The following is a 12,858-nucleotide window of genomic DNA, read 5'->3' on the forward strand; positions in this document are numbered from 1 at the left end:
TCCAAGAGGGTCGAGATCTTAGGCGCTCTGCAAGCGGTCGTCTTTGCTAAATATGCCAATGAAGGAACGGGATAGTTAGCCACCCGTTACGGCCGCAAAGCCGCAGTGCAGCGACCGCATGCGTCGGGCGCCATTCCTGCTCGCTTCGAAAAATCAAATCCTTGTGCTCCATCAAGATTCGGAACTGCTGACTGACCGCTCCATTGAGGTGACGGCCGTCAAACCACGGCCGCAGCAAGGAGCCCTTTCCATGAGCACACATGATCTCAACGGATCAAACGGGCAGCAAATCGCTCCCACCTCTCAGTTACAAGATCAGGTCAAAACAGATGCCGCGGCGCTCGCCAATCAGGCGAAACATGACCTCGACTCCATCGGCCAGCGCGCCAAAGAAGATGTTCGCAAGCTCGGAAATGACGTTGGAGAAAAGTTAACAGAGGCGACTGATCAAGTCCGATCGTTCGCTGGAGATCAAAAAGATCTTGCTGCCGGACAAATCAATGGCATTGCCGTTGCCATAAGCAAAGTCGCCAATGAGCTTACAGGTAACGACCAGCGCGTCGTCGCTCGCTATGCCCGCGATATTGCCTCTGGCCTCTCCACTGTTGGCCGCACCATCGAAGAACGCGATGTCGATGATCTTATGGGTCTCGCTCAGGACTTCGGCAGAAAGCAACCAGTTGCTTTTCTAGGTGCAGCGGTGCTCGCTGGTTTCGTCGCCAGCCGTTTTGCCCTCGCCTCAAACCTTCGCCGGACGACCAAGTCCAGCGCCGAGAGTGAGGAAGCTACCGCCTCGAACGCATCTGCGCCGGGCACCACCCAGCCCATGGGAGGCCAATAATGTCGGCAGAAAATAGGCCAATCGCCGATCTCCTCGGCGGCCTCGTGAGCGATGTCTCAACCCTTTTTCGAAAAGAAGTGCAGCTCGCAAAACTCGAGGCCAGTGAAAAAGTCTCCGAAACCATGTCCGCCGCCGGCGCCATTGTCATCGGCAGTGTGCTGGCCCTCGGCGCGCTGGGTGTTTTCCTCGCCGCAGTTGTTACGCTCTTGACCGCGGTCCTCATCTCATTGGGCTTCGATCCAATCTTTGCTAATTCCATCGCCGCAGGTGTCGTCACCTTGGTGGTCGGCATGTTGGCTTGGAACTTCATCGCCAAGGGCCTTCACGCGCTCAAAGCGAGCAATCTGAGCATGAACCGTACGGCTGCGTCACTCAGCCGAGATGCAGACATCGTCAAGGAGCGGTTGTGATGACCCAAGCTAACGACAGAAAAACAGCAGCCGAGCTGCAACGCGAAATCGACATGCAACGTAATCGCGTCGAAGACACGATTGACCAAATTCAGGAGCGCCTGTCGCCCGGTCAGATGGTCGATGAGCTTTTGGCTTACACCAAGGGTGGTGGCGGAGAGTTTGTCTCTAGTCTTCAACGCAATGTCACGGCTAATCCCGTGCCGGTCGCCCTGCTCGGCGTCAGCCTTGCTTGGCTCATGGCGAAGCCAGCCTCGGCGGGTGAAAACACTTCTTCCAACCGCGGCGACGCATATAGCGATACCGACGAGCAAAACTATCCCGTCGCTGTCATCAGTGGCACCAGTCTCCGCCGCAGCCTCCGCAAGCCTTCAGACCCTGAGGGGGAGCACTACGCAGAGTTTACCGATGATGCTGGCAAAACCTTCCGCGCCAAATCTGACGGGTCGGGCAAACGTGCCGGTCACTTCAGCGATGAGGCGGGCAATCGCTTCAAAGGCTTCACCAATGCTGCGGGCGAACGTATTGAGCATTTCCGCGACGAAGCAGGAAACCTCATCGAGGAAGCCAGTGATTGGGCCTCACACACTTGGCAGATGGCGCGCGAGCGAATGCACGATGCGCGCGACACAATGGGTACTCAGGCCAGCATGGGCAAGGCCAAGGTTGCCAATGCGAGCGACGCCATGCTCGGGCAGATGGAAAATCTCAATCACACCATCATAAACCAATTCCGCGACCAACCTCTCGTCGGTGGCGCGCTGGCATTCGCACTCGGCGCGGCCTTGGGCAGCACCCTGCCCCATACGCCGCAGGAAGATGCGCTCATGGGCGAGGCTTCGGAATCTTTAAAGAGCAACGTCGGCCACGCCGCTGCGGATTTTTACGAGCAGAGCAAGGAAAAGGCGACTGAGTTCTATGCCACCGCCACTGAAAAGGTCGGGCAGGTGTATGAGCAGGCTCGCGAAGGCGCCACCCAGCACGACACGCCTTCCTCCGCGAGCGGACCTGATCGATCAGGAGGTACTTCGTGAGCAGCGAGCAACTGGACGACGCCCCCAAACGCGCCCAACGGGACGACAAGAACGGCAATCTCGCCATTGTCGGCCGCAGCATCGTAATCAACAAACCGCGCCAGGAGCTTTTCGCGTTCTGGCGCGACTTTGCTAACCTACCCCGTTTCATGAACGCAATCGAACGGGTGGAAATCATTGATGCCAGCCGCTACCGCTGGATCGTGAAAGCCCCGATTGGCCAAGAGGTTACGCTCGAAATCGAGACCGTCGATGTCGTCCAAAACCAGTCCATCGGGTGGCGCTCGACAGAGAATTCGCAGATCGACACCACCGGCAATGTTAGCTTTGCTGATGCTCCCGCTGGGCGCGGAACCGTCGTTACAGCCGACATTGCTTACAAGCCACCCGGCGGCGACATCGGGCGCCTATTCGCCAAATTGTTTCAGACCGAGCCCAACATCCAAGCGCGACACGAACTTAAGCGTTTCAAAATGCTCATGGAAACAGGTGAGATTGCCACTGGCGCCTTCCGCAAATCCGAGAATGGAGAAAGTTAATGCGCGCACTGACATGGCACGGCAATAACGACGTTCGCGTTGATACCCATCCAGATCCGGAGATTATCAACCCTCGGGATGTCATTCTCAAAGTGACTTCCACAGCCATCTGCGGTTCAGACCTTCACCTCTATGATGGCGTCATTCCAGGCATGAAATCTGGCGATATCTTGGGCCATGAGTTCATGGGCGAGGTGGTCGACATCGGCCCGAGTAGCACACTCAAAAAGGGTCAGCGTGTTGTCGTTCCCTTCACCATTTCCTGCGGCCAGTGCTTCTTCTGCCAGCAGCAGCAGTTTTCAGCTTGCGACAATGGCAATCCCGTCGCCAACCAGGACGCTTCGGAAATGCTCTATGGCCACGCCATGGGCGCAGCCTTCGGCTACTCGCATCTCACCGGCGGCTATGCTGGCGGTCAGGCCGATTACGTCCGCGTCCCGTTCTCCGACGTTGGCCCCATCGTCATTCCAGACGGCATGGAAGACGACGAAGTGCTCTTTCTCTCGGACATTCTCCCCACAGGCTGGATGGCCGCAGAGAATGCTCAAATTAAGCCCGGCGATACTGTTGCTGTATGGGGCGCTGGCCCTGTTGGGCTTTTTGCTGTCCAAAGCGCCGTGCTCATGGGCGCGGCGCAGGTCATTGTCATCGACCACTTCCCTCGCCGCTTAGAACTGGCCCAGAAATTCGGCGCTAAAATCATCAATTTCGAGGAAACCCACGTCCGCGAAGCGTTGATGGAAATGACCGGTGGCATAGGCCCTGACGCAGTTATCGACGCCGTCGGCATGGAAGCACATGGCTTTGCCCCCGATAACGTCATCGACGTCATCAAGCAGAAGATCTCTCCCGGTGTCGACCGCGGCCACACCCTGCGCCAAGCCATTCTCGCTTGCCGCAAGGGCGGTCGCGTTTCCGTCCCCGGAGTCTATGGTGGTATGCTCGATAAATGGCCGCTCGGCGCGATGATGGAAAAGGGCCTTCAAATCCGTGGTGGGCAGACCCACACGCAGAAATACACCCACGATCTCCTGCGCCGCATTCAGGAAGGCGAGATCGACACCACCTTCCTCATCAGCCACCGGCTGTCGCTCGAAGAAGCCCCCAAGGGCTACAAAAACTTCCACGACAAGCAGAACGAGTGGACCAAGGTCATTCTCAAACCTGGTGCCTAGAGCTTACCCTTCTCAAAGGGCTACTCCTCGCAGATAGCCCTTTGCTCTACAACCCCACCCCGCAAATGGGGGTTACTATGGCAGGCGGTTTAGCGAGTGGAGCAATTGAACTTCGATATGGCCCGGCCGCGCTCACGATTATCACTATCGCCAGCATAATGCCAAAACCGCCACATAGACCTTAGACGCCGCCTCCGAAATCCTGGCGGGCTCGGAGACCTGTTTTCTGGCAACGGAACGGGAGAAACCAGGTTCAGGCGAGACCGCTTGGCGACCATAGAAGCCCTGCAACAAACTAACGTCCGCAACAGGGTCGTCCGCGGCCATAGGGTGGGTAGATAGTTTCCTCAGTTTCGTCCGCGTTGCATGCCAGATTGTTGTTGAGACTGGACACTGTAATTGCCTGATGCGATGGTCAAATCCAGTCTACTGCTTGGGGAAATCAATTGAAGTTCGTCATATCCGTAGCGATTGCATGCGCAATCGTTCTGATAACACTATTTGTGGGACTGGATCGCCTAAGCGCAGATCCATCTACAGAGCAACTCAATGCTGATCTCGCCGCAGTACATTCCGAGATAGCGCGAGCCGAAGCTGATCGCACCGCAGTTTCAGGTGGCGCAATCGAGAACCTCTTCACGGCAAGAATTGAAATTCTTCGGACTACGGCCGCGATGCTGGAGCAGAAGCGGTCGAGCATGCTGCGCAGAATTGATCTTGCCTACACGGTAGACGGTGAAAGAGCAGCACCGAACTCAGAGGCTGTTGCAAGTATCGAGCGCGAGATCAAGGTGGCCAGTGCGGAGCGAGATCGGATGCAGGCTGAAGCAGCAAGATATTCGGGTGGCTTGATCCAGACTATGGCTTTGTTGAACGCAGCCACGACCGAGGTATCGATAGCTCAACTCAATCAGGCCAAGTTGGCTGAGCAATATGGATTTTACTTCCGCTTTTCAGTAGAGCCTGCCGAGCCCCTGCAGCCTATTGGTCAAAGCATAGTCGACAATGATGGAGACGCCCTATGATCGCCCGACTTTACACAGTGACCATTCTCATTTTTTTGGCTCTCTCCTCAAATGCGAATGCTCAAGAGGATGCGGCCCCATTCGGTTTGAGTTGGATGGCTAGCAGCGTGGAAATTGAGGCACTCGGAGTAGCGCTAACACCAATGGATATTGCGACGTTCGGGAAGTCGTTTGCGGCTACAAATTTACCCAAGGCGCTAACGGACTTAGAAGCGGTGGTGCTGTCCTTCGGCTATGATGATCGTTTGTGGAGGGTGGCTGCGATAGGCAATGAGTTTGACAACGACAAGTACGGCTCCCAGGCCAAATCACGCTATGACCAGTTGGCCGCATCTCTGGCAAAAAGCTACGCTTTGACGAGTAGGAGTCATCGACCTTCGTCGGATAACTTTTACGGAAAGGCCGACAATTTTGCCTACGCTTTGAGCAAGAACGAGGCCTACTGCTACAGTTTATATGGTTCGCCTTCAGCAGAGATTGAACTTTCTATCGGCGCGAACCACGAGGACACCTATTGGCGGTTAGTATACTCTCACATTGAGGGGAAGTCGTCCTTTACGGACAGAAAGGCCGATGCCGAGCTGGACGCTCTTTAACTACCGGCGGCTGAGACAACCGGTAGAGCGCACTGGTGGTCAACTCCGAGGACTCTGCATGCATGAGGCAGTCTTTCAGATGCCCGACAGCCTGATCGTCGAAGAAAATTTGCGCCCAATCCAACCTCCAAGTGATAGGCGACTGCGGGCACGTGGATAGGCAAATCGTCGAATGCCGATGACAGATCCGTGCTGCGCAGGAGTTGATTTCTGCCAAGAAGGTGACGAAACCGGAGCGGGCGGGATAAGGGCTCGGCTGCCAATTCGTTGGCCGAGGCGGGAAACCGGAAAAACCATCCTCGTTCCCTATGCCGCCGTGTCCGGTTGACGCGCACCGGTCTCAGGGTTGTTAATGGCTGGGGAGCCTTGCGGTTCCTGAATTTCTTCATCTTGCTGATCACAGCGATTGATGCACAGGCGAGCGCCCCCAACAAGCTGCTGATCGATCCTTATGCGCGCTGTTGGGCGACATCCAGTAGTCCTTCCGCCTATTTGGGCTAACGTTCGGACGCCGGGGACAAGGACCTTTCCTTCAACCACGAAGACAGCACTTTGGTCACCGCAAAAAGTTCGCGTCGTTGATCCCGTCGCCTACGACTGAAGCAACGACGACAAGCCTTGCATCGCTTGGGCCAATACCATTTCTTACGAAACCCACATCAAAGGGTCAGCCAGCTTTACCCTGCGATACCGGAAAACCTTCGCGGCACCTTTAAGGTTTGGCTCAACGCGAAGCATCGACTACATCTAAACTACAGATGTTACCTCGGTCGAGCTGCTGCCCCGGCAGCCCCTGCGTAGTTTAGACCTGCCCTGATAGAACCAAGTGCCAAAGCCACGCACTTCCTCGATGGGAAGGATCTAGCCCGCGAGGCCAAAAACAGGGCTATCGTTGTATTTTCGGTCTTTGCGGGAGACATATGGGCCAATATGGCCAAATTCATCGAGATAGGCGATGTGAGTCACAGAAACCCTGCTCCAGATACACGAAAACCCACGCTGGTTAGGCGCGGGTCTCGGAATTGAGAGCTACCCACGGGTGCATCTCATCGGACAATAGGTTCGGGTCCTGCATTGGGAAGGCGAATTTTTGGCACTGCAAATGCTGTTTCCACTAGATGCCTCTGCAAAGTGTGGCGAACTGCTCTCCAAGCAAAACATGCCTGCTCGCGGAGGGGCCAGCTCGCTGCTTCGACCGTGCGACATCAAAAGCTTTGATCCGGACCGATTGAGGAGCGAATGCGCCGTCACTTGGTCTTCGGGCCCAAACTACCGCGGCAGCTGCACCATGCCGGATGGCTGCTTTCAGCACCGCCATCTCTGAAAGCTGCCGGTGTAACCGACAACACCACGATGACCGCTTGCTGTTGCCATGGAATCCTAAAAAAGCCTTTGGGAATATTTGGTCATCGAAATCAGGAACCGTTGACAGATGGTAACGTCCAACTGTTTTTTCCATCCACTTAGTAGCAGAAAAAGCAACTACCCTAACATATGGCCGTTAGATGGCAGGTCGTTTCTTCGAATCTGTCAGGCAAGTTGTCACATGAAGCTGCGTTCTGTTCCAAGGACCATCTTTTAAAATGGCGGAGCATGCTCGGTTAGCCCACCTTTGCGTCGACGTTCAAAACATGTTCGCGGTCGATACCGATTGGCAGACCCCATGGCTTAACCGGGTCTTGCCTTGTATCGAAGCGATCGTCGAACGTGCTCCTGCCAAAACGGTCTTCACCCGATTTATCCCGCCGTCGCGCCCGGAGGAGGAGATTGGCACTTGGCATAACTACTATCTGCGTTGGCCCGCAATGGTCAGGTCACGCCTATCGCCCTACTTGTTACAGGTGGTTCCCACACTCGCCCGTCACATGCCGCCAGCCCGTCACTTCGACAAGAACAGATATTCCCCCTGGTTATTTGGCGGCCTAGACCGGGCCCTTAGGGCCGATGGCATAGACACCCTCATCATATCCGGCGGTGAGACCGACGTCTGTGTCATGGCAACGACGCTTGGCGCAGTTGACCTCGGATACCGCACAATCCTGGTAACAGATGCGGTGTTCGGCTCTGCCAATCAAACTCATGACGCAGCGCTAACGGTGCTTCAAAGCCGCTTCGGACAGCAACTGTCGGCGTGCACCACACAAGAACTACTCGACAACTGGAAAGACATCACATGACCTTGATAGGCTACCATGCGTCTCACGAGCAGTTCTCTCCAAGCGAATTACTGGGCTTGGTTCGCGAGGCCGAGCAAGCTGGGTTCGCATGCGCGAAGTCTTCAGACCATTTTCATCCGTGGAGCGATCGCCAAGGGCAATCAGGTTTCGCTTGGTCTTGGCTTGGCGCAGCCATGCAAGCGACGGAGTTTGGATAAGGGATGATATCAGCGCCCGGATACCGCTATCATCCCGCAATACTGGCGCAGACAGCGGCCACGATCGGAGAAATGTTTCCCGACCGGCTTTGGCTGTCGGTAGGCACGGGAGAAGCGATCAACGAAGCGATTGTCGAGGAGTATTGGCCCGAAAAATCCGAGCGCAATGCGCGGCTACGAGAGTGTGTCGAGACTTTCCGTGCTTTATTGGATGGCGAGACCGTGACGCATCGGGGCGGGTGACGGTGGTTGAAGCCAAGCTCTCTACCCGGCCCCAGCGCCCCATCCCCCTGTTCGGGGGCGCGGTCACGCCAGCGACGGCAGCTTTCTGCGGACGGTGGGCGGATGGCTTGCTCACGACTGGCTGCAACATCGATGATTTGCGGCAGGTCGTCGGCGCATTTCGGGATAACGGCGGCGAGGACAAGCCTGTCGACATTCAGCATGCGTTGTCGTGGGCCGAGGATGAAGAGATTGCGATCAGAGAAGCTCTCGATCAATGGCGGGCTCCCTCTGTTGGTGGCGATGCGGCTTGGGATCTGCGCCAGCCCCAGGATTTCGACGCTGTTGCGAGAACGATGACTCTCGATCATCTCCGGAAATGCATCGCAATATCATCAGATGTCGGCAAGCATCGCGCCCATATAGAGGCTATGGCGGAGCTGAAGCCGGCAGCTATTCATCTTCATTGCGTCGGACGGAATCAGCGGGCCTTTATTAACATGGCGGCTAAGCATCTCGTAACAACAGCATAGGATGCCGAGCATGGCAGGTTTTGACTGGCAACGCATGTTCATCGGTAACGAGCCCCCATTCTTCTTTTTGGAAATCATCATCCGAACGGCGATCATCTACGCTTATACGCTAATCTTGCTGCGCTGGCTTGGCAGCAGGGCCATTGGTCAGCTCTCGACCGTGGAATTCCTATTGGTTATCGCGCTTGGATCGGCCGTTGGCGATGCGATGTTCTACCCCGACGTTCCCTTACTCCACTGCCTGCTGGTCGTCACCGCAGTGGTCCTAGCGAACAAATTCATCGACCTCGGAATCACGCGAAGCAAAGTCATTGAACACTTGATCGACGGAAAGCCCGAGCAGGCCGTTCGCGACGGCGTCATCTGTAGCTCTTTCCTTAATAGCAGCAGCCTTGGTACGAGTGAGCTTTTGCAGCAGCTTCGCGAGAAGGGCATAAGGCAGTTGGGAGAGGTGGAGCACGCCATTGTCGAAGCGAATGGCGTTTTGACCGTGTTCAAGAGCGCAAGGGCTCGACCTGGACTGCCGATCCTACCGCCGTGGGAAATAGAGCGGCCCCAAGAAGTCGACCGGAGGTCCGTCGATGCCTTACTCAGCTGCATGCAGTGTGGTCATACCTCGACGGACCGGTGCGCACCAATCTGTGCTCATTGCGACAACGATCGATGGACGAATGCGATTGCTACGGGTGGCGAACACGGCGATTGACTGCTTGGCCATTCGCGGAAGGTCACACTTCTATCGTCCACATCGCCGGCCCTCGTCGGCATATCTTTGAAGAAGAATCTGTCGCCCTTTCAACGGCGGGACGCCTTCCTGCGTCTCGTCGGCCAAGTTGGCGTACAGCCGCAAGCTTGATCCGTCGCCCGTTTTCCATGTCACGAGCACAGATTTGACGCCGAGCAATTCATATTGTCCAGCAAAGCCACTCTGTTCAAAAAGACGAGGCACTATTTCAGCTTTTCGAAGATCAATCAGCGGCTGATAATGCGTGAACCACCGCTGATGGGGACGCTTGTTCAGGTTGGACCAGTCGAGTTTGGCGGACTCCAAAGTCTTGGCGCTGGAGGGATGTGCAGCTTCTTTAACACTCGGTTTAATGGGATCTGCATGCTCTGGGCTGTTCTTTAGTTCTTCCTCACGGCCCTTGCGCACTGTCTTCCGAAGTTCGGTCGGCACATCGGAACAGATTGGGTATGGGTGGGCACTAGCCCATTCCTCCCCGTGAAAGAGCATCGGGATCTGCGGCGACAGTAGGTATATCGCGGTCAGCGCCTTTACCGCATCGCTGGTCGCCAGTTTGGTAATCCGTCACCTTTTACCCGATTGCCGACCTGGTCGTGATCCTGCATGTAAACAACAAAAGATGTCGCCGGCAGGCCTCCGCTCGGCTCGTCTCGCTTCATGCCCGCATGCGGTTTCATCTCTCCTTGGTAAGCAAACTCCTCTGCCAAGGCGCGACCGAGCATGCTCGAACGCCCTTCAAAGTCATCGAAGTCAGCATAGTAGCGCGTGTTCTCTCCCGTTGCGGCTGCATGCAGAAGATGATGAACGTCATCATTCCATTGGGCGGTGTAGTGTACCGGCTCCGCACTGCTATTCGGTCGTAGCAAAACTTCCTGATTATCCGAATTCTCGACGATCAGATGGGTATGTCTGTGTGGTGGAGAAGCACGGATCCGAGCCGCCAACAATTCAAGGATGTGGGTGGGCGTATCATCAACGATCGTGTGCACGGCGTCGAACCTCAGGCCGTCGAAGTTGATCTCTTCGCCCCTCGGACTCTTGTGCTTCGTAGTGAAGATCGGTCGAATGTCCGGCAGGTTGTTTCCGAGCGGTCCGAAATGGTTGTAGACGACATCGAATAACACCATCGATGAACGCCGGTGCGCCTCGTCGATGAATGCCTTCAAGTCCTCGGGACGCCCATAGTTAGCTGTCGGCAGCGTCGTAACACCAGTTGAATTTGCCGTAGAACTCGGCGATCGGCATGATCTGCACCGCAGTCACGCCCACATGCCACCAAGCGATCTAGCTTTCTTGCTGCGGCGGCAAATGTCCCATTTCGGTGAATGTCCCCACGTGCGTTTAGTAGATGACCGCTTATTCCCAAAGTCGCCCCGTCCATTCCGCGTCGGTCCATTTGAATGCCTGAGGTCTATCACCTCGCTATATCCGTGGATACGTTGGGGTTGATGCCGGGATGTCGGATCGGGGATCGCCCGGCCATCGGGGAGGACGTACTTGTATAGGGTTTCTGCTCCTACGCCTTCCACATCGAGTCGGTGCCAACCTTCTCCTATGGCATCAAGCTCGATCAAAGCCCACTGACCCTTTAGCTTGAGCTTCATAGTCTTGCATTTGGGGGCCCAAATCTTGAAGCGGGTGCTGCCGCCTCTGACTTCGGCACTAAAGCGCATCTTGTGGCTACGACGAACACTATCTGGGCTAGGCCGTGCATGGACGAACTCAACTGGTAGCCGATCTTGGAATGGTGCCTTGACGAACTTCGACCTTAGCGTCCAGCGAATACGAAGCAAGATCCAAAGGACTTCCAACGCCATAGTCAAAAAATACCGACTGTTTCTGATTTCTAGTAGAATTTGAACCAGAATGCAAAGTCAGCTGAATGCGTCCGCCGTGCTTTGGCGACAGCGCAATACTCTCGATGCCCGAATAATGCTAACAGGCGAGTGAGCAGCAGTCTTCGCTGCCGACAAGTGCGTTCAGTCTCCAAAAAACCGTGTTGTGTTGATCCTTGTATGGAACCCAGCGGGTGCGTCCCCGTTGGGCATCTCCCCTTGTAATGGAGAGCACAATGGCGAGTGAAAAGACCTTAGACGACTTGTTCCTTGATACGCTCAAGGACATCTACTATGCCGAAAAGCAGATCGTCAAAGCGTTGCCAAAGATGGCGAAAGCAGCGGAGTCTCAGGAGTTGGCCGCAGGCTTCCTACAGCATCAGGAAGAAAGCGAAGGCCATATCGACCGTCTAGAGCAGGTATTTGAGCTCATCGGAAAACCGGCTCGTGGCAAGACTTGCGACGCTATCCTTGGCATCCTCGAGGAAGGTAAATCGATCATGGATGAGTTTAAAGGCACAATGGCCTTGGACGCTGGTCTGGTCGCCGCTGCACAGGCCGTCGAGCACTATGAAATCGCGCGTTACGGGACCTTGAAGAGCTGGGCGAAGCAGTTGGGCTACATTGAAGCTGTCAAACTCTTTGATGCCACTCTGATCGAGGAACTCGCGACTGATAAGAAGCTCACCGAACTCGGCGAAGCGCAGGCCAACGTGAAAGCCGCCTAATCATCAGCAATGATCGGGACTGGCGATGTCAGTCCCGAATTCACGAGGCAGTTGCTTGCTCATTCTCGACCTCCGCACACTTAAAATGGTCGAACCACGCAGCATGGCCGCTACAACCTCCAAATGACAACGTTACCAAGCGACATGTGATAACATTGTCACTGAGTTTGAATGCCTATCGTTTGAACAATGATATGTAGGAGAAGCGATGGGATCGTAAGCAGTTAATGCAAGATGCGTAGCAACCGATCAGGTACTGCCTGATATTTGATGATGAGTTAGAACCAATGCCGCGAGCCGGACGCGCCATACCCCACTGGCACGTTCAGACGAAACGGTGCTTAACCCGTTTGCGCATGACCGCCAAACCAATCACTTACTGACGCTGGCTGATGACTGCTCGTGACAGATATGCTGCAGAACCGCTTCCGCCCTCATTGTGGCCTTTCAGAAGACCTATTCCGATCTCCCAAAAGCAGACATGGATTTCGATCGATGACAACGTCTCTATGGGGCTGAGTAGCCGGCATCTAGCTTTTGGCACAAACCATACGTAAGCACTCGTTTTAGTGCGTGATGGCTCTACGGCGTGTCAAAGTAATAGCGACAGCCTAGACATTGTTGGCAGCGTCAGCAGTTTCGTGTTTTCATTCGATAGGTGGAATGGCGAAGGCTGAACCGCGCCGGGTTTGCCGGAGGCTCCGACTCTTGAGTAGGATGGAGCATCATGAGCAAGACGACGAACAAGTTTTCCCCTGAGGTCCGCGAACGCGCCGTGCGACTGGTTCTCGACAACGAGGG

Annotated in this window: 13 protein-coding genes and 1 pseudogene; 11 read left to right on the forward strand and 3 right to left on the reverse strand. The window is 55.4% G+C overall.

Annotated features, from left to right (window positions below):
• Positions 1–250: 250 nt before the first annotated feature.
• The 10 genes and pseudogenes from HKD40_RS16635 (at position 251) to HKD40_RS16685 (ending at position 9,455) form a co-directional block, all read left to right on the forward strand.
• On the forward strand, positions 251–841 hold the full coding sequence (locus HKD40_RS16635) for a nutrient deprivation-induced protein (RefSeq protein WP_169196905.1): 591 nt from the start codon (positions 251–253) through the stop codon (positions 839–841).
• A complete protein-coding gene (locus HKD40_RS16640; RefSeq protein ID WP_169196906.1) occupies positions 841–1,251 on the forward strand; it encodes a phage holin family protein in 411 nt (136 codons plus the stop codon). Before HKD40_RS16635 ends, HKD40_RS16640 begins: the two co-directional genes overlap by 1 nt.
• A complete protein-coding gene (locus tag HKD40_RS16645; RefSeq protein WP_169196907.1) occupies positions 1,251–2,285 on the forward strand; it encodes a DUF3618 domain-containing protein in 1,035 nt (344 codons plus the stop codon). Before HKD40_RS16640 ends, HKD40_RS16645 begins: the two co-directional genes overlap by 1 nt.
• Positions 2,282–2,824, forward strand: a complete 543-nt coding sequence (locus tag HKD40_RS16650) for an SRPBCC family protein (RefSeq protein ID WP_210257144.1) — start codon at positions 2,282–2,284, stop codon at positions 2,822–2,824. The genes HKD40_RS16645 and HKD40_RS16650 overlap by 4 nt, the downstream gene beginning before the upstream one ends.
• On the forward strand, positions 2,824–3,999 hold the full coding sequence (locus tag HKD40_RS16655; RefSeq protein WP_169196908.1) for a zinc-dependent alcohol dehydrogenase: 1,176 nt from the start codon (positions 2,824–2,826) through the stop codon (positions 3,997–3,999). Before HKD40_RS16650 ends, HKD40_RS16655 begins: the two co-directional genes overlap by 1 nt.
• 446 nt (positions 4,000–4,445) lie before the next feature.
• The gene (locus HKD40_RS16660) at positions 4,446–5,024 is read left to right on the forward strand and encodes a hypothetical protein (RefSeq protein WP_169196909.1); all 579 of its coding nucleotides are present in this window, start codon (positions 4,446–4,448) and stop codon (positions 5,022–5,024) included.
• Positions 5,021–5,620, forward strand: coding sequence for a hypothetical protein (locus HKD40_RS16665; protein ID WP_169196910.1), 600 nt, complete (start codon positions 5,021–5,023; stop codon positions 5,618–5,620). Before HKD40_RS16660 ends, HKD40_RS16665 begins: the two co-directional genes overlap by 4 nt.
• A 1,583-nt stretch (positions 5,621–7,203) precedes the next feature.
• Positions 7,204–7,797 (forward strand): cysteine hydrolase, encoded by a 594-nt coding sequence (locus HKD40_RS16675; protein ID WP_169196911.1) that lies wholly within the window; start codon positions 7,204–7,206, stop codon positions 7,795–7,797.
• Between the two features lie 269 nt (positions 7,798–8,066).
• Positions 8,067–8,749 (forward strand): annotated as a pseudogene (locus HKD40_RS16680) (LLM class flavin-dependent oxidoreductase).
• Positions 8,750–8,759: 10 nt separating this feature from the next.
• A complete protein-coding gene (locus HKD40_RS16685; protein ID WP_169196912.1) occupies positions 8,760–9,455 on the forward strand; it encodes a YetF domain-containing protein in 696 nt (231 codons plus the stop codon).
• A gap of 30 nt (positions 9,456–9,485) precedes the next feature.
• On the opposite strand, the gene HKD40_RS17720 is transcribed toward HKD40_RS16685, so the two are convergent.
• Complete coding sequence (locus HKD40_RS17720) at positions 9,486–9,902, reverse strand: DUF3459 domain-containing protein (protein ID WP_182394490.1); 417 nt, start codon at positions 9,900–9,902, stop codon at positions 9,486–9,488.
• A 122-nt stretch (positions 9,903–10,024) separates the two neighbouring features.
• Positions 10,025–10,660, reverse strand: coding sequence for a hypothetical protein (locus tag HKD40_RS17725; protein ID WP_210257145.1), 636 nt, complete (start codon positions 10,658–10,660; stop codon positions 10,025–10,027).
• 905 nt (positions 10,661–11,565) lie between these two features.
• Here HKD40_RS17725 and HKD40_RS16695 point away from each other — a divergent pair.
• Positions 11,566–12,057, forward strand: a complete 492-nt coding sequence (locus HKD40_RS16695; protein WP_169196913.1) for a ferritin-like domain-containing protein — start codon at positions 11,566–11,568, stop codon at positions 12,055–12,057.
• Positions 12,058–12,649: 592 nt separating this feature from the next.
• Here the strand turns inward: HKD40_RS16695 and HKD40_RS17730 are convergent.
• Positions 12,650–12,858, reverse strand: a 209-nt coding sequence (locus HKD40_RS17730; protein WP_210257146.1) for a hypothetical protein, incomplete at its 5' end; no start/stop codon positions are given.

It is taken from the genome of Devosia sp. MC1541 (assembly GCF_012847305.1).
Taxonomy (GTDB): Bacteria; Pseudomonadota; Alphaproteobacteria; order Rhizobiales; family Devosiaceae; genus Devosia.